The organism is Sphingomonas sp. Sphisp66 (genome assembly GCF_047324325.1).
GTDB lineage: Bacteria > Pseudomonadota > Alphaproteobacteria > Sphingomonadales > Sphingomonadaceae > Sphingomonas.
The window spans coordinates 1,957,163-1,972,643 of record NZ_CP168508.1; the positions used below are offsets into that span (position 1 = coordinate 1,957,163).

Below are 15,481 nucleotides of genomic sequence, written 5' to 3' on the forward strand. Positions count from 1 at the left end.
GCGAAAGGATTTCCTACATTGGAAGCCCGATGTGCGGGCTCAGCGGGCGCATTGATTCCGGAGGAATTCGAACGCTTCGCTGAAGGCCGGCGCGAGGCCGGTCAGATTGAACCGGAACTTCGTCCGCAACGCTGTGTCGCGGTGCTCCAGGTCCATCTCGTAGAGATCGGAGGAGGACACTTTGGTCACTTCGCTCCAGTCGAGGACATAGGTCGCTGTCGGCTTGGTGTTGGCGATCAGAAGCACCTTGGGCGTGGTGAATTCGGTCACGCAGCGCCGCAGCGTCCGGCTGCCCGTCGCCTGGCGGTTGAGCAGCCAGGCCTTCTTGCCGTCGTCCCGCGATACGAAGATCTCGACCCGCATCTGGGCATAGTCGAACTTGTCCAGGCTCGCCTGCACCGCCTCGACGGTCGGTTCCTGGTCTTGCGCCGCCACGGGCAGGGCGAAGAGAAGTGCTGGAACGGCAAGCAGCGTCAGACAGCGGATCATGGAATTTCCCCTTTGTTTCCAGGCTAGCATGCCGCGCGCCGCTTGCCAGCGGCTGAACGGCGATTGGAAGCCCAGCGCGGCTGTGCTGAAACCGCACCATGAACTTTATGCAGTTCCTCAAGTCGCTCGACGACCTGCTCTACGAGATCATCACCTGGCTGGTCTTCTATCCGGTGACGCTGTGGCGGACGATCCGGCGGCCCTTCACGATGATGGCGTATGCCGACAGCGAGCTGGAGGATGCGCCCGAGCAGCAATATCCCGACGTGCTGAGCCCGCCGCTGTTCCTGCTGCTCACCCTGCTGCTCAGCCACACGATCGAGCTGGCGCTGGTCGGGCAGAGCGAGCTGGTGGCGGAGAAGCGCGGACTGGCCGGGCTGATCAGCGACGATACCAGCCTGTTGCTCGTGCGGCTGCTGTTCTTCGCCGTCTTCCCGCTGATCATGGCGGTGGCCTTGCTGCGCCGGCGCCGGGAGAAGCTGACCCGCGACAGCCTGAAGCCGCTATTCTACGCGCAATGCTATCCCGCCGGCGTGTTCGCGCTGGTGCTCGGCATCGGCTCGCTGGCGACACAGATGCCGGGCAATCCGCTGTTCCGCGTCGCCGGGCTGTGGATCCTGCTCGTCGCCTTCCTCTGGTACGGCACGCTGCAGAGTTTCTGGTTCGCCCGGGCGCTCAACATCTCGAAATTGCGCGGTTTCGGCATCGCCACGGTGACGATGCTCGAATGTACGCTTGTCTTCGTGCTGCTGGCCGCCCTGCTCGCCTAGAAGCCGCCGCCGCCACGCCAGTCGCCCGCGTCGCAGCGGCCGGTGAAGCTGGTCGCGGCGCGGATGCGGATGATGCCCGAGCGGCGATCGATCTCGAACCGGGGCTTGTTCAGCCCATTCATCCGATACTCGCCGGTGATGCGATCGGCGGTGACGACCAGGTTCTGGATGTCCCACCAGCCATTGTCGCCGCCCGAATGGATCGGCGAGACCAGCTTGCCCTCGGGCCGGATGCGGCCGCGGCCATGCCAGATCTCGATCTGCAGGTCCGAGGCGAAGCCGTCACGGCCGAGCGTGGTGCCATATTGCGGCTCGAAGCGGTGGCTGCGGCTGTTGTAGACATAACCGGACTGGTACTGCGCGGCGGGCGTGCTGCCGCCGCCGAAGCAGACCAGGGTGATCGACGGACCGAAGCGGTCACCGCGATCGGTACCGGTATCGGCGGCGGGCGAGGACGTATCCGGACGGCAATTCTGCTCGGGCACGCGCTGAATCTGCGCATAGCGCCCATCGCTGGTCGCGACCTGGATGCACTGGCGCTGCCGATCGCTCCACCACAGCGACCATTTGGTGCTGCCTACCGTGTTGACGGTGACGAAGCTGTATCCCCGCGCCTGGAGCTGAGTCTCGCCACCCGCGCCGCGTGCGCCCACCAGATCGGCGACATCCGACGGCGTCGATTGTGCGAAAGCGGGGCCGGCAAACACCGTGGTGGCCAGCAGGGCCATGGGCAGTGCGCGGCGCATATTCCGATCCTTTCGCAATCGTTTCGGGCACGTTGCTATCATGTGCGGGTTGCGGACACGAGGCAGGTTTCGGGTTGCCGCCATGTTTACCGATGCCGGACCTTCACAAAGCCTAAAGGGTCGGGCCGTTAGAACCATTTCAGGAACAATATATCTCGGGCGACGTGCATGGGTGGCAGATTGGGAGGGGCGGCCAAGGCGGTCGGCGTGGGCGGAAACGCCGCACCCTTCATGCGCAGGAGCGGGCCTGATCCGCTGGCTGCCGAACATCTGCGGCTGTTCCGCAACTATGAGGCGATGGACCTGGGCTGGTTCTGGGCGACCGACGCCGAGGGCCGGATCACCTATGTCAGCGAAGGCGCGGCGCGCTCGCTGGGCGTGACGGGCGACACGCTGATCGGCCGCGACCTGATCTCGCTGTTCAAGAACGCAAATGAGGAGGCCGATGCCGAGCGCCGGCGGACCATGCCGTTCCAGATGGCGCGCCAGGCCCGGTTCGACGCGATCCCGCTGCTGGTCGACATCGTCGGCGAGGAGCGCTGGTGGGCGCTTTCCGGCCAGCCCACCCGCGATTCGCGGGGCAGTTTCAGCGGCTATCTCGGTCACGGCGTCGATGTGACGCGGGAGCAGCGGGCGGCGCATGAGAGCAATCGGCTCGCCATGTACGATCCGCTCACCGGCCTGCCCAACCGGCGCCGGATGAGCAACCTGCTCGACAGCACGATCGCGGCGTTCCGCAACCAGCAGCGCCCCTGCGCGCTGATGCTGATCGACCTCGACCGGTTCAAGGCGATCAACGACAGCTTGGGCCATCCGGTGGGCGACGCGCTGCTCAAGCAGGTCGCCGAGCGGCTCTCGACCATCGTCGGCAATCCCGAGCAGATCGCCCGGATGGGCGGCGACGAGTTCCAGGTGATCCTGCCCGATGCGCACAACCGGGTGGGCATCTTCGACCTGGCCAACCGGATCATCGAGTCGCTCTCGCACCCCTATATGATCAACGGCAGCCGCTGCCTGATCGGCGCCTCGATCGGCATCGCGGTGAGCCCGTTCGACGCCGGCACCAGCGACGAGCTGGTCCGCAACGCCGACCTGGCGCTCTACGCCGCCAAGGGATCGGGCCGGGGCCGGGCGCGCTTCTTCTCCTCCGACCTGCTCCAGGCCGCCGAGGATCGCCGGCTGCTTGAGCAGGACCTGATCGACGCACTCTCCAATGGCGAGCTGGCGGTGCACTATCAGCCGATCGTCGGCGCCCGCAGCGAGGAAGTCACCGGCTTCGAGGCGCTGCTGCGCTGGAACCACCCGAGGCGCGGACGGATCTCGCCGGCGATCTTCATCCCGATCGCCGAGGACGCGAACCTGATCCCGCAGCTCGGTGAGTGGACGCTGCGCCAGGCCTGTGTCGATGCGGCGAAATGGCCGGGCGAGCTGCGCGTCGCAGTCAATGTCTCGCCGCTCCAGTTCGCCAGCGAGGCGCTGCCCGCCATCGTGATGAGCGCGCTGGCCAATTCGGGGCTCGCCCCCGAGCGGCTCGAGCTCGAGATCACCGAGAGCGTGTTCCTCGAGGACGGTTCGGAGACCGATGCGCGCTTCGCCGCGCTCAAGCGGCTCGGCGTGCGGCTGGCGCTCGACGATTTCGGCACCGGCTATTCCTCGCTCGGCTATCTGAAGACCGCGCCGTTCGACAAGATCAAGATCGACCAGAGCTTCGTCCGCGGCACCACCGAGGAAGGCGCCCGCAACCAGGCGATCATCGCAGCGATCGTCGCGCTGGCCAATGCGCTGGGCATGGAGACCACCGCCGAGGGCATCGAGAGCTTCGACCAGCTCGAGACGATGCGGAAGCTCAACGTCAGCCATATCCAGGGCTTCCTCTACAGCCGGGCAGTGGCGAGCGACGAGCTGGCCAGCAACTTCAAGGACGGCAAATGGGTGATCCAGCCCCAGGGGCCGGCCCGCCAGCGCCACATCCGCCACACCACCTTCCGCAAGGTGGGGGTGATTCACGACAATCATTACTACCCCGCGGTGCTCAAGAACGTCTCGGCCTCCGGCGCGCTGATCGACGGGATCGTCGACGTGCCCGAGGGCACCCAGTTCGTCGTCGACCTTGGCGAGGGGCAGATGGTGGTCGCCACCGTCCGCCGCTCGATGAACCAGCAGCAGGGCATCGAGTTCGAGCAGCCGCTGGTCGAGGACGCCAATGGCGTGCTCACCACCCGGCATCGCGTCTCGCCCAAGGTGATCACCGAGGCGGGGCTGCAGCAGCAGGGCCACAACCTCGTCGCCAAGACCGGCGAGGGCGGGCTGTCGATGCCGGCCTTCCACACCGTTACCGAGTGGAACGGGATCGAAGTCTAAGGCTGTTTGTCGAGCTTCTCGAGCATCGCCCTCCCATTGTCGTTGCCGGGGTTGAGCTCCAGCGAGCGGCGATACTCGGCGATCGCGCCGGCCCGGTCTCCGGTCGCGGCCAGCACCTCGGCCAGGCTATCATGCGCGTTCCAGCTGTCGGGATGCGCGGCGACGTTCCAGGCGAAGATACCGCGGGCGGCCTGGGGTCGCGGCGCGCGCAGCAGGCGATAGCCCCACATGTTCACATGCTCCTCGTTCAGGTGCAGCTCGGGGTAGCGCTCCCTGATCGCGGCGATGGTGCCGGGGACATCGGCATAGTTGCTCTGCTCCAGCGCTTCCTCCAGCGCGGCGAGCCCCCTGGGCGGTCCGAACAGCGCCGCATGGATCGCATCGGCCAGGCCCTGGGCAGTGTTCTGCGCGCCCGAGCTGTTGGCGAGCACGGCCACGCCGTAACGCTGCGCCGGATAGAAGTCGCAATAGCTGGAGCAGCCTAGCGTGCCGCCCGAATGGCGCAGATAGACCTGGCTGTCGGCGGTCTTGCCGATGACCCAGTGGAAGCCGATCTGGCCGGCGTCCGGCGTGCCGAACAAGGGTTGGTGGGTAAGGGCGATGGCGGGATCGCTGGCGGCGAGCTGGGCCGAGAGGTAGCGGGCCAGGTCGGTCGTCGAATAGCGCAGGCCGCCGGCGGCGCGGATCACCGGCATGTCGAGCGCGGGCCTCGGCGTGCCATCGGTCGAATAGCCGGTGACAAGCAGGGCAGGCGGCGCCGCTGCTCCGCCGGCGCGCATGCCGAGCGGCTTCTCGATGAAACGGGCGAGCAGTGCGTCATAGGACGCGCCATAGAGCCGCTCGGCCACTATGCCCTGCAATTGCGAGGCGACATTGCTGTGCCGGGGCAGATGGCCGGGCATATCGACCAGCTGCGCGGCCTTGAGATCGGCGAGGAAGCTCGGCTGGTCATAGCCCTGGAGCAGCTTCGCCACGGCGAAGGGCAGCTCGGCGGGCGGCAGCTTGGCGAAGCGAGCCATCCAGTCGGGGACATTGTCGGGCAGGGCCGAGGTGGTGGTGACCATGTCGCGCAGCGTCACCGCGCGGCCGTCTCGCACCAGATTGTCATAGCCGGGCGGCAGATGCTTGCGGACATCGTCGCCGAGCGACGCCCGGCCCTCGCGGATCGCATGGGCGAGGATCAGGCTGGTGAAGGTCTTGGAGATCGAGCCGATCTCGAAGACGCTGTGCTCGGTGGCGGGGGCCTTGGTCGCGAGCGAGATCACGCCGGCATTGTGGAAGCGGGTCCTGCCGTCGCGGATCACGGCTACCGACACGCCGGGCGCCTTGCCGCTCCCCACGAAACCATCGACCAGCGCCTGGACCGGGTCCGGGGCGACGGCGGCGCGGGCGAGGCCGGGTAACAGGGCGATGCCGGCAGTGGCGGGCATCGCGGCGAGGATCTGGCGGCGGTTCAGGCGGAGTGGCTGCATGTGTTCATCCCTTCGCCGCCGAGACTACATTTGTAGCGTTGGGCGTCAAGGGTGTAATGCCCATATAATACACGAGCGGTATTGGGGCTTGCGGCGGCGCGGAAGTTTACGAAACATACGGCACGGGGACCGCGTTCTGGGGACCTGGAGCCGCACAGCGACTTGCTGCGTTGCAGCATGGATGCCATGGAGAGGGGATGAAGTTGAGTCTCGAAGCCGATCCGACCCCTCCGCCCGCCGTCATGCTCCCGCTGCTGTTCGAAGCCGTGGTGCGCCACAAATGCGTGTCCGCGACCTATAACCGCACCCGGATGATCCTGGCGCCGCACATCCTCTACACCCGGCACGACCAGGTGTATCTCGACGCCGTGGTCGTCTCCAAGGAAGGCTTCCTGCCGCGCGAGGAGAAGGTGGGAACGTTCAAGCTCGACGGGCTGAAGGAACTGACCCTGCTGGAGCGCGACTTCGTGGTGAGCGGGCTGTTCGACGCCTCGCTCGAGAAGTACCAGGGCGTGACGCTGATCAAGGTCGAGGCGGCGGCCTGAGGCGTTTCGCGCGCTTAGGTTGACACAGTTCCCGCGAACGCACTTCATCTCGCAACATTCTTGCGCAGTTGCGGAGGCACCGGCGGCAAGCCGTTGAGCGCCGCCATGGCGAGGCGACAATCGAACCGGTGCTTCGTCCCGACTTGCTTGCCCTTGTAGAAGCGCGGGGTGACGATGCCGATCTTGGCGCGTTCCAGCGCGCGATCGAAGGCGTCGCAATATCCCATCGCCAGCGCGTGATCCCAGGCAGCGGCGAAGCTTTCGGCGCCGGGGCGTTCGCGGAGCTTGTACGCGGACTGCCGGGTCTTGCCGACCGCGCGGCAGGCATGCCGCACCGAGCCCATCGCCAGGAGCGCGGTGATGAAGTCCCGCTGTCGGCGCTCGGTCCAGCCATTGTGCTGCACGCGTTCAAGCGGAACGGGGATGAAGTCGAGGCGGCTGGGGCCGTCGTCTTCGAGCGGATTGGGGGTGGGGATGTCGTCCATCTACCAGGGTAGATCAGACGAAATCCTATTTTGGAAGGGCGTTTAGAGCCGCTCGACCGCACGCCAAGCTGGAGTGCGGCATCGGCCATGCGCTTGTCGAGCGTGGCCAGGCGACACCCTGCATCGCGTGCAACGGCGAGGTGCAGCGCATCGCCGCTGCGCATGCCGAGGTCATGGCGATCTGCGATCTGTGCGGCCTGCTCGAAATGCTCGTCGGCAATGGCAAGTGTGAGCAGGCTGTCGTCGCGAAGGTTGTTCCAGGCGGTGAGCGCCGCGGCGCGCCCCTCAAGCGACAGGGCCTCGGTCCGCACCTTTAGCGCGAGCGCGCTCGATACCTCCGTGACCGTCCACCCGCTGATGAAGAGCGATCCTATCGACTGGCGCTTGAACCATGCGACCGCGCTATCGCTGTGCACCTCCTGCGTCAGCAGGGCGACGACCAGCGAGGCATCGAGATAGAGCATCAATAGCCGGAGTCGCGCATGCGCCGGATCAAGTCGGCAGCAGATTCTTCCTGATAGGGCAGGGACTCGCGCAGCTTGCGCAGCGCCTCGAAATCAATGGGCTTCAGCTCGCGCTGCTTTGAGGCCGGCACCAGCCGCGCAGCGGGCTTGCCGCGCCGGACGATCTCGATGCTCTCGCCCGCCTCGACCCGATCAACGATCTCGCTGAGGCGCGCCTTGGCGTCGGCTAGGTTGATGCGTTCCATGGCAGCGGTGGGCTCCTGACTAGGTTGGTGACTATATCAGGGTTAAGCAACGTTGAAAGGCCATCAGAGCAAATCTGAGCCATTATGGGATGAGCAGCAGATAAGGTGGATGAATCAAATTGGCCTCATCTAACGCTTCACATTACTAATCTGAAAATCGCATGCTTACTTACTAAGGGGAGAGGCAAATGGCAAAATCAGAGGTAAAATCTAGAATAGATAGCGGCTTCCTATTAAGCGATATCGAAATCACTAGGATCAACGACACCCTCAATGATCAGATAAAAAACTAAGCGGCGCGGACGCAGAATTCCAGTATTCGGTAAAATATGTAAATGGAATCATAGATAAGCCAGATGAATTATCTGAAATCTTACAAAGCGAGAACGATGGTAGCAAAAGAATTGTTAGAGTCACCATAACATCAACAAGTCACATCAATGATCAGGAGAAGATTATCGTCAGTTTTAACGACATATCAGATGATAGAAACAGGCCTGAGCCACCTATATGGTACCTAGTTCAATCCGAAAACATTGACTGGACATTCGTAACAAATTCTCTCTTGGAAGAGAGGCTAAATAAAATTAGATCTCATGCAATAGCTTCACGCATTCTTAGCAAGGATATTGCAAATTTAGTTCCAATATTTGCACTTTTGGCCATGCCTGCAATAATTATCTATGCTTCTAATCGATTAGAGAGTTCTAATACAAAGCTGATAATTGATGCTCACAATAATTCTAAATCACTTGAAGATTATATTCATAAGGTTAATCTAATACAGGCTGGGCAAATTGGCAATATTAATGCTCCGATGGTCGCACTTCTATTGCCCATTGCCGCTCTGGTTTTCGCTACGGTAATAAGAAAGCCTATCGCAAGATGGTACCCTATTTACACATTTTACTGGGGAGATGCTGTAAAATTCTATAAAATCAAAATGAATGCCATTCGCTTCTTAATTATTGGAGTTTTTCTTACGGTGATCTTGGGCATGGCAACAAACTATTTGTATGATAAACTATTTTGATAAGTTCGCACTCACAAAACTATCCATAACCCGCTTCCGCCCGGCCTGTTCGAAGTCGATCTCCAGCTTGTTGCCTTCGATCTCGGCGATCACGCCGTAGCCGAACTTCTGGTGGAACACGCGCTGGCCCAGCGACAGGTCGTCGCGGGCCTTGGCGCCGAAGCTCACGGCCGACGCGCGGCTTTCCACCACGCGGGCGGGTTCGCGCGAGAAGGTGCGGGCGGTGAAACCGCCGCCGGGGTTCTTCATGTCCACGCCTGCGGCGCGTTGCCAGCCCGGGCCTCTCCCCGTTCCGCGAGACACATCCGCGAAGGGGTCGCTGCGTTCGCTCCAGTTCGCCTGCCATAGCGACGCGCCGCCGGTCATCGTGCTTTCGCTCTCGATATGCGCCTCGGGCAGCTCGGCGACGAAGCGGCTCGGGATGCTTGAGTTCCACTGGCCGTAGATGCGGCGATTGGCGGCGTGAAGGATGAAAGCCTTTCGCCGGGCGCGGGTGATCGCGACGTACGCCAGGCGGCGTTCCTCCTCCAGCGAGGCGTTGCCACCCTCGTCGAGCGCGCGCTGCGAGGGGAAGATGCCTTCCTCCCAGCCGACCAGGAACACGGTGTCGAATTCCAGCCCCTTGGCGGCGTGGATCGTCATGATCGTGACCTTGGGCTCGTCGGCATTGGTCTCGTTGTCCATGACGAGGCTGACATGCTCGAGGAAGGCGCCGAGCGTCTCATATTCCTCCATCGCGCGGACGAGCTCGTTGAGGTTCTCGAGCCGGCCCGCGGCCTCGGCGGTGCGATCGGCCTGCCACATCGCGGTGTAGCCGCTCTCGTCGAGGATGATGCGGGCGAGGTCCGGGTGCTGGAGGTCGTTGCCCATGCTCCGCCAGCGCGCCATGTCGCCGACCAGGTTGCCCAGCGCGCGGCGAGCCTGGGGCGTCAGTTCGTCGGTATCGAGGATGCGCGCGGCGGCGGTGGTGAGTGGGACGCCTGCCGAGCGGGCATGTTGGTGGACCTTCGCCAGCGCCTTGTCGCCCAGGCCGCGCTTGGGAACGTTGACGATGCGCTCGAAGGCGAGGTCGTCCGCCGGCTGGGCGACGACGCGGAGATAGGCGAGCGCGTCGCGGATTTCCTGGCGCTCGTAGAAGCGGAAGCCGCCGATGATGCGATAGGGCAGGCCGATCGCGATGAACCGGTCTTCGAACTCGCGGGTCTGGTGCTGGGCGCGGACGAGGATCGCCATGTCGTCGAGCGACTTGCCGCCGCGCTGCAGGCCTTCCATTTCCTCGCCGACGCGGCGGGCTTCCTCGGGCCCGTCCCATACGCCGAGCACCTTGACCTTCTCGCCCTCGTCCTTGTCGGTCCACAGCGTCTTGCCGAGGCGGCCGCTATTGTTGGCGATCACGCCGGAGGCTGCGGCGAGGATGTGCGGGGTCGAGCGGTAATTCTGCTCGAGCTTGATCACCTTGGCGCCGGGGAAGTCCTTCTCGAACTTCAGGATGTTCTCGACCAGCGCGCCGCGCCACGAATAGATCGACTGGTCGTCGTCGCCGACGCAGCAGATGTTCTTGCGCTCCTGGGCAAGCAGCCGCAGCCAGAGATACTGGACGGCGTTGGTGTCCTGATATTCGTCGACCAGGATGTAGCGGAAGCGCTGCTGATAGCTCTCCAGCACGTCGCGGTGGGCCTTGAGGATCACCAGCATGTGGAGGAGCAGGTCGCCGAAGTCGCAGGCGTTGAGCGCCTTCAGCCGCTCCTGGTAGAGATGGTAGAGCGCGGCACCGCGGCCGTTCGCGTAGCGCTCGGACTCGCCTGCTCCAATTTCAGAGGGCGTGAGGCCCTTGTTCTTCCATTCGTCGATCAGCCCGGCGAGCTGGCGGGCGGGCCAGCGCTTCTCGTCGAGATCGGCGGCGAGGATCAGCTGCTTGATCAGGCGGAGCTGGTCGTCGGTATCGAGGATGGTGAAGTTGGATTGCAGCCCGACCAGCTCGGCATGGCGACGCAGCATCTTGGCGCCGATCGCGTGGAAAGTACCGAGCCAGGGCATGCCCTCGACCGCAGCGCCGACGAGACGGCCGACGCGCTCCTTCATCTCGCGTGCCGCCTTGTTGGTGAAGGTGACGGCGAGGATCTCGGACGGGAAGGCGCGGCGGGTCCAGAGCAGATGGGCGAGGCGGGCGGTGAGCGCGGCGGTCTTGCCCGTGCCGGCGCCGGCCAGAACGAGCACCGGCCCCTCCGCGGTGAGCACCGCCTCGCGCTGGGGCGGGTTCAGGCCGCTCAGATAGGGGGCGTTGGCGTCGGTCTCTACGGGCAGGGTCATGGCGAACAACTAGGGAACGCGCGAGACTGCCGCAAGCTCCGCGCGCATAGGAGGAGGGCCGGGGCAGGCGGAAACATGATCGCAATATCGCGCTGGCGCCTGAAACAAACCCGCAATACTACTGAATTGCCGTCAACCATGGTTTGACGGCCAAATCCCGCAGCTGGGGGGCTGGGATAATGAGAATATCGGGGACGGGTCTGGGGGCAATTGTCGGAGCGGCGGCGATTTTCGCGAGCGCGCCGGCCTGTGCGCAGGCGATCGCGGCGGCGCAGACCGCCTATCTGGTGATGCGGCCGGAAATCCGGGTGAAGACCGAGGAACGCGTGGCGGGGCTCTGGTTGCGGACCAGCAGCACGGTGCGCGGCAGCAGCGACGGCTGGCGCGCCGACGAGACCCGCGCGACCTATGGCTTCTCGGTGCAGAAGCGGGTGCTTGGCCATACCTGGCTGGGCGTGAGCGCAGTGGCCCAGGCGCCGCGCTTCGATGCGGAGCGCGGCATGGTGCGCGATGCGCGCCACTATGCCGGGGCGCGGCTGAGCTTCGAGGCGTCGGACCACGTTGAGATGGGCTTCGCCTGGCTGCGGCGGCTGCGCGGACGCGGCTTCATGAGCGCGCCGGGCGGCAATCGCGGGATCAAGCCGGGCCCCAAGGCCTATATGCAGCTGCGCTTCTGACGGCCTCGGCCGCGGCGCTATCGGACGGTTGGCACGATCACGCCCAACCGTCCGTCAACGACAGGCCTAGACCGAAAGCTCACGCGCATAGAGCGTGTCGGCGTGGGCGAAGCGGCCGGGCCAGCCCGGAGGCGGCGGCGGGGGCGGTGGATTGTCGGTGCCGCCTTCCTCGGGATTGCCGACCTCGTCGCAATTGTCCTCGGGATTCGGCGGCGGCGCGTCGGGGCTGAGTTCCGGCAGGCATTCCGGGATGGTCTGCGCCATGGCCTTGGACGGAAGCATCGCCGAACCCGCAAGGGCCAGCGTTGCACAGGCGGCGAGCAATGAAAGTTCCTTCATTCTTGTCTCCTTGCCAGCAACAGGCGCTCCGGTTGTCCAACGCGACCAGGGGTTTGGCAAAGCAAGTTGGGGCGCTTTCGGTGCTAATCCGCCGGTCCGGCACCGACCCGCAATCGCGTTTCCGGATGTTGCCGATGCACCGATCCATCACCGTGTCATGCGTTTGTCATAACGCTGTCACACCCTCCGGCCAGAGGCGCGCACATCATGGCATCACTCGCTCTGGACCAAGCCGCACCGGTTGACCAACCGCAGCCCGGCCCCCGATTCGACTACAAGACCCATCCCCTGGCCAAGCTGCTCTTCGCGGCGATCATGGTCGGCGGGCTGGTCTTCGCCGGATGGAGCGTGCTGACCGACACGCGCGGCGTGGGGGAGGAACTCGCCACCGGCGTGTTCCTGTTCCTCGGCCTGGCGCTGCTTATCGCGCTCGGCTTCGAGTTCGTGAACGGCTTCCACGACACCGCCAACGCCGTCGCCACGGTGATCTACACCAATTCGATGCCCGCCCATTTCGCGGTGGTCTGGTCGGGCTTCTGGAACTTCCTGGGCGTGATGTTCTCGAGCGGCGCGGTCGCCTATTCGATCATCACCCTGCTGCCGGTCGAGCTGATCCTCAACGTCGGCTCCTCGGGCGGCTTCGCGATGATCTTCGCGCTGCTGCTCGCCGCGGTGCTGTGGAACCTCGGCACCTGGTATGTCGGCCTGCCCAACAGCTCGTCGCACACGCTGATCGGCTCGGTGCTCGGCGTCGGCTTCGCCAACCAGCTGATCAATGCGGGCTCGCGCGGCGGCACCGCCGGCGTCGACTGGAGCCAGGCACAGAAGGTGCTGACCGGCCTGTGGATGGCGCCGCTGATCGGTTTCTTCGCGGCGATGGCGCTGCTGTTCGTGATGCGGCTCTTCCTGAAGAACCAGAAGCTCTACACCTCGCCGATGCCCAACACCGCGCCGCCGATCGGCATCCGCAGCGCGCTGATCTTCACCTGCACCGCGGTCTCGTTCAGCCATGGCTCGAACGACGGCCAGAAGGGCATGGGGCTGATCATGCTGATCCTGATCGGCTGCGCGCCGACGGCCTATGCGCTCAACCGCACCCAGTCGGTCAGCGCCACCCCGGCCTATGTGCAGACCGCGCATGTCGCCGAGGCGGTGTTCGACGCGCGCAGCGGCAACCTGCCCGAAATGGCGCCGGCCCAGGCCCGCACCGTGCTGACCACCGCGCTCCAGCAGCGCAAGGCCGATACGCCCGAGGTGTTCGCGGCGCTCGAGAGCCTGTCGAGCGACCTCACCACCCGCGTCCAGGGCTTTGGCGCGCTGAGCAAGGTGCCGGCCGAGGCCACGGGCAATGTCCGCAACGACATGTACCTGGTGCTCGACACCACCAAGCTCGTCACCAAGAAGCCCGACGGCTACAAGCCCGAGGAGCTCAAGGCAGTGGCCGACTACCAGAAGAGCCTCGAGGCCGGCACGCGCTTCATCCCGCTCTGGGTGAAAGTGGTGGTGGCGCTGGCGCTCGGCCTGGGCACGATGATCGGGTGGAAGCGGATCGTGGTGACGGTGGGCGAGAAGATCGGCAAGCAGCACATGACCTATGCGATGGGCGCCTCGGCCGAGCTGGTCGCGGCGAGCACCATCTTCGGCCTGGACCGCTTCGGCATGCCGGTCTCGACCACGCACATCCTCTCCTCGGGCGTCGCCGGCGCCTCGGTGGCGAGCGGACATGGCCTCCAGCCGCGCACGCTGCGCAACCTGGCGCTGGCCTGGCTGCTCACCCTGCCGGCGGCGATGGCGCTGTCGGGGTGCCTCTACTGGCTGATGCTCAACGCGGTTCGGGCGTTCGGTTTATAAACGTCATCCCGGCGAAAGCCGGGATGACGGTTTGGGGCGAGGATGACGGATAATGGCGAGGCGATCGATCGACGAAGCCTAGAGCTTCTTCAGCCCCACCTCGAACAGGTGCGTCGCCAGCTCGATGCTGAACTTGAAGCCCTGGCTGTCGGCGCGCAGATCGGCCTTGATGCCGTCGATCGGGTTCCAGAAGGCGACCAGCAGACCGGCCATAACCGCGAACAGCATGGCGAAAGCCAGCCGCCTGCCTGCCGATTCGCGCATCGCCCGTCTCCCTATCCCGGTCGCTGTGGTGCTTCCGGTACGCGTGCGAAACTGTCCCGCCGATGAACAGGCTTCCCCTTTGCGCCGGTTGGAGCCAAGGAGGAGGCGATCAAGGGAGTGGGCATGACCAAAGCCGCCGCATCGCACCGCCGTATCCTGTTCGCCAGCCTGGTGGGCACGTCGGTCGAGTTCTATGATTTCTACATCTACGCCACGGCCGCGGCGCTCGTCTTCCCCGACCTGTTCTTCCCGGCGAGCGAACCCTGGATCCGCCAGCTCGCCAGCTATGCCAGCTTCTCCGTCGCCTTCTTCGCGCGGCCGCTGGGCGGCGTGCTGTTCGGCCATTTCGGCGACAAGCTCGGGCGCAAGTCGACCCTGGTCGCCTCGCTGATGCTGATGGGCATCTCGACCGTGCTGATCGGATTCCTGCCCGGCTATGCGCTGCTCGGCTGGACGGCGCCGCTGCTGCTTTGCCTGCTGCGCTTCGGCCAGGGGCTGGGGCTGGGCGGCGAATGGGGCGGGGCGAGCCTGCTCGCGGTGGAGAACGCTCCGCCGGGCTGGGCCAACCGCTATGGCAGCTTCCCGCCAATGGGCGCGCCGGTAGGCTTCATCTTCGCCAATGGCTTCTTCCTGGTGCTGGGCGCGGTGATGGACGAGGGCACCTTCCGCGAATGGGGCTGGCGCCTGCCGTTCCTGGCGAGCGCGGTGCTCGTGTTCCTCGGCCTGTGGGTGCGCCTGAAGATCACCGAGACCCCCGAATTCGTCGCCGCCAGCGAGCAGGAAGCGCCGCCCGCCGTGCCGATCGGCGAGCTGTTCCGCACCAGCGCGCTCGCTACATTCGCCGGCACCGTCGGCACGATCGCCTGCTTCGCGCTGTTCTACATCTCGACCGTGTTCATCATCGGCTATGGCACCAAGACGCTCGGCTATGACCGCGAGACGTTCCTGGGGATCGAGCTGCTGGCGATCCTGTTCATGGCCGCCGGTATAGTCACCGCCGGGATCAGTGCCGACAAGCGTACCGCCAACAGCGTGCTGATGCTCGGCTGCCTGTTCACCATTCCGGTGGGCATGACCATGGCGACGCTGCTGGTGCCGGGATCGCTGCTGAGCGTCGCCGCCTGGCTTGCCTTCGGGCTGTTCGTGATGGGCTTCGTCTACGGTCCGCTCGGCGGTTGGCTGCCCAGCCTGTTCCCGGCGCGGGTGCGCTATACCGGTGTCTCGGTCACCTTCAACCTGGGCGGCATCCTGGGCGGCGGCCTCACGCCGCTGATCGCCGAGACGCTGGTCAAGCAGGGCGGGCTCAGCTGGGTCGGCTATTATCTGGCCGGCGCCGGCATGCTCAGCCTGCTCGGGCTGATATTGGTCCGAAACCGATAGAACCAGATAAGTCGTCTTTATTCGGTCATTTAGGCTGAATAGTTTCCCTT

Annotated in this window: 15 protein-coding genes and 1 pseudogene; 7 read left to right on the forward strand and 9 right to left on the reverse strand. The window is 64.7% G+C overall.

The window, feature by feature from the left end; genetic code table 11:
* Positions 1–39: 39 nt before the first annotated feature.
* Complete coding sequence (locus ACEN8G_RS09575; RefSeq protein WP_413415383.1) at positions 40–489, reverse strand: hypothetical protein; 450 nt, start codon at positions 487–489, stop codon at positions 40–42.
* A gap of 98 nt (positions 490–587) precedes the next feature.
* Here ACEN8G_RS09575 and ACEN8G_RS09580 point away from each other — a divergent pair, with 98 nt between their 5' ends.
* Positions 588–1,259 (forward strand): hypothetical protein, encoded by a 672-nt coding sequence (locus ACEN8G_RS09580; protein WP_413415384.1) that lies wholly within the window; start codon positions 588–590, stop codon positions 1,257–1,259.
* On the opposite strand, the gene ACEN8G_RS09585 is transcribed toward ACEN8G_RS09580, so the two are convergent.
* Positions 1,256–1,987: a hypothetical protein gene (locus ACEN8G_RS09585; RefSeq protein ID WP_413415385.1), complete on the reverse strand. Its 732-nt coding sequence runs from the start codon at positions 1,985–1,987 to the stop codon at positions 1,256–1,258. The two genes, ACEN8G_RS09580 and ACEN8G_RS09585, sit on opposite strands and share 4 nt — an antisense overlap.
* 186 nt (positions 1,988–2,173) lie before the next feature.
* On the opposite strand from ACEN8G_RS09585, the gene ACEN8G_RS09590 reads away from it, so the two are divergent.
* Positions 2,174–4,366 (forward strand): putative bifunctional diguanylate cyclase/phosphodiesterase, encoded by a 2,193-nt coding sequence (locus tag ACEN8G_RS09590; protein ID WP_307119174.1) that lies wholly within the window; start codon positions 2,174–2,176, stop codon positions 4,364–4,366.
* Here the strand turns inward: ACEN8G_RS09590 and ACEN8G_RS09595 are convergent.
* A complete protein-coding gene (locus ACEN8G_RS09595) occupies positions 4,363–5,838 on the reverse strand; it encodes a serine hydrolase (protein ID WP_413415386.1) in 1,476 nt (491 codons plus the stop codon). The two genes, ACEN8G_RS09590 and ACEN8G_RS09595, sit on opposite strands and share 4 nt — an antisense overlap.
* A gap of 197 nt (positions 5,839–6,035) precedes the next feature.
* On the opposite strand from ACEN8G_RS09595, the gene ACEN8G_RS09600 reads away from it, so the two are divergent.
* Complete coding sequence (locus ACEN8G_RS09600) at positions 6,036–6,383, forward strand: WYL domain-containing protein (RefSeq protein ID WP_413415387.1); 348 nt, start codon at positions 6,036–6,038, stop codon at positions 6,381–6,383.
* 44 nt (positions 6,384–6,427) lie between these two features.
* Here the strand turns inward: ACEN8G_RS09600 and ACEN8G_RS09605 are convergent, their stop codons facing one another.
* From ACEN8G_RS09605 to ACEN8G_RS09615, 3 genes and pseudogenes are all read right to left on the reverse strand, one after another.
* Entirely contained in the window at positions 6,428–6,868 is a 441-nt protein-coding gene (locus ACEN8G_RS09605) for a hypothetical protein (protein WP_413415397.1), read from the reverse strand.
* 134 nt (positions 6,869–7,002) lie between these two features.
* Positions 7,003–7,332, reverse strand: a pseudogene (locus tag ACEN8G_RS09610) (type II toxin-antitoxin system VapC family toxin); the annotation flags it as partial.
* On the reverse strand, positions 7,332–7,577 hold the full coding sequence (locus ACEN8G_RS09615) for a type II toxin-antitoxin system Phd/YefM family antitoxin (protein ID WP_413415388.1): 246 nt from the start codon (positions 7,575–7,577) through the stop codon (positions 7,332–7,334). The gene ACEN8G_RS09615 and the pseudogene ACEN8G_RS09610, both read right to left, overlap by 1 nt.
* 565 nt (positions 7,578–8,142) lie before the next feature.
* Here ACEN8G_RS09615 and ACEN8G_RS09620 point away from each other — a divergent pair.
* Positions 8,143–8,610, forward strand: coding sequence for a hypothetical protein (locus ACEN8G_RS09620; RefSeq protein ID WP_413415389.1), 468 nt, complete (start codon positions 8,143–8,145; stop codon positions 8,608–8,610).
* On the opposite strand, the gene ACEN8G_RS09625 is transcribed toward ACEN8G_RS09620, so the two are convergent.
* Positions 8,602–10,920 (reverse strand): ATP-dependent helicase, encoded by a 2,319-nt coding sequence (locus ACEN8G_RS09625; RefSeq protein WP_413415390.1) that lies wholly within the window; start codon positions 10,918–10,920, stop codon positions 8,602–8,604. The genes ACEN8G_RS09620 and ACEN8G_RS09625 overlap by 9 nt on opposite strands.
* A gap of 179 nt (positions 10,921–11,099) precedes the next feature.
* Between ACEN8G_RS09625 and ACEN8G_RS09630 the strand changes: the two genes are divergently transcribed.
* Positions 11,100–11,597, forward strand: a complete 498-nt coding sequence (locus ACEN8G_RS09630) for a hypothetical protein (RefSeq protein ID WP_413415391.1) — start codon at positions 11,100–11,102, stop codon at positions 11,595–11,597.
* A 66-nt stretch (positions 11,598–11,663) separates the two neighbouring features.
* On the opposite strand, the gene ACEN8G_RS09635 is transcribed toward ACEN8G_RS09630, so the two are convergent.
* The gene (locus tag ACEN8G_RS09635) at positions 11,664–11,936 is read right to left on the reverse strand and encodes a hypothetical protein (protein WP_413415392.1); all 273 of its coding nucleotides are present in this window, start codon (positions 11,934–11,936) and stop codon (positions 11,664–11,666) included.
* 207 nt (positions 11,937–12,143) lie between these two features.
* Here ACEN8G_RS09635 and ACEN8G_RS09640 point away from each other — a divergent pair, with 207 nt between their 5' ends.
* Complete coding sequence (locus ACEN8G_RS09640; RefSeq protein WP_413415393.1) at positions 12,144–13,787, forward strand: inorganic phosphate transporter; 1,644 nt, start codon at positions 12,144–12,146, stop codon at positions 13,785–13,787.
* A 78-nt stretch (positions 13,788–13,865) separates the two neighbouring features.
* On the opposite strand, the gene ACEN8G_RS09645 is transcribed toward ACEN8G_RS09640, so the two are convergent.
* The gene (locus tag ACEN8G_RS09645) at positions 13,866–14,051 is read right to left on the reverse strand and encodes a hypothetical protein (RefSeq protein WP_413415394.1); all 186 of its coding nucleotides are present in this window, start codon (positions 14,049–14,051) and stop codon (positions 13,866–13,868) included.
* A 123-nt stretch (positions 14,052–14,174) separates the two neighbouring features.
* Here ACEN8G_RS09645 and ACEN8G_RS09650 point away from each other — a divergent pair, with 123 nt between their 5' ends.
* The gene (locus ACEN8G_RS09650; RefSeq protein ID WP_413740775.1) at positions 14,175–15,431 is read left to right on the forward strand and encodes an MFS transporter; all 1,257 of its coding nucleotides are present in this window, start codon (positions 14,175–14,177) and stop codon (positions 15,429–15,431) included.
* The last annotated feature ends 50 nt before the right edge of the window (positions 15,432–15,481 follow it).

Bases quoted from the DNA above. Each gene is read 5' to 3' on its own strand.
- ACEN8G_RS09615 (WP_413415388.1), bottom strand. From the start codon at position 7,577: ATGGAACGCATCAACCTAGCCGACGCCAAGGCGCGCCTCAGCGAGATC.
- ACEN8G_RS09580 (WP_413415384.1), top strand. From the start codon at position 588: ATGAACTTTATGCAGTTCCTCAAGTCGCTCGACGACCTGCTCTACGAG.
- ACEN8G_RS09595 (WP_413415386.1), bottom strand. From the start codon at position 5,838: ATGCAGCCACTCCGCCTGAACCGCCGCCAGATCCTCGCCGCGATGCCC.
- ACEN8G_RS09635 (WP_413415392.1), bottom strand. From the start codon at position 11,936: ATGAAGGAACTTTCATTGCTCGCCGCCTGTGCAACGCTGGCCCTTGCG.
- ACEN8G_RS09630 (WP_413415391.1), top strand. From the start codon at position 11,100: ATGAGAATATCGGGGACGGGTCTGGGGGCAATTGTCGGAGCGGCGGCG.
- ACEN8G_RS09645 (WP_413415394.1), bottom strand. From the start codon at position 14,051: ATGCGCGAATCGGCAGGCAGGCGGCTGGCTTTCGCCATGCTGTTCGCG.
- ACEN8G_RS09600 (WP_413415387.1), top strand. From the start codon at position 6,036: ATGAAGTTGAGTCTCGAAGCCGATCCGACCCCTCCGCCCGCCGTCATG.
- ACEN8G_RS09640 (WP_413415393.1), top strand. From the start codon at position 12,144: ATGGCATCACTCGCTCTGGACCAAGCCGCACCGGTTGACCAACCGCAG.
- ACEN8G_RS09575 (WP_413415383.1), bottom strand. From the start codon at position 489: ATGATCCGCTGTCTGACGCTGCTTGCCGTTCCAGCACTTCTCTTCGCC.
- ACEN8G_RS09605 (WP_413415397.1), bottom strand. From the start codon at position 6,868: ATGGACGACATCCCCACCCCCAATCCGCTCGAAGACGACGGCCCCAGC.
- ACEN8G_RS09585 (WP_413415385.1), bottom strand. From the start codon at position 1,987: ATGGCCCTGCTGGCCACCACGGTGTTTGCCGGCCCCGCTTTCGCACAA.
- ACEN8G_RS09590 (WP_307119174.1), top strand. From the start codon at position 2,174: ATGGGTGGCAGATTGGGAGGGGCGGCCAAGGCGGTCGGCGTGGGCGGA.
- ACEN8G_RS09650 (WP_413740775.1), top strand. From the start codon at position 14,175: ATGACCAAAGCCGCCGCATCGCACCGCCGTATCCTGTTCGCCAGCCTG.
- ACEN8G_RS09625 (WP_413415390.1), bottom strand. From the start codon at position 10,920: ATGACCCTGCCCGTAGAGACCGACGCCAACGCCCCCTATCTGAGCGGC.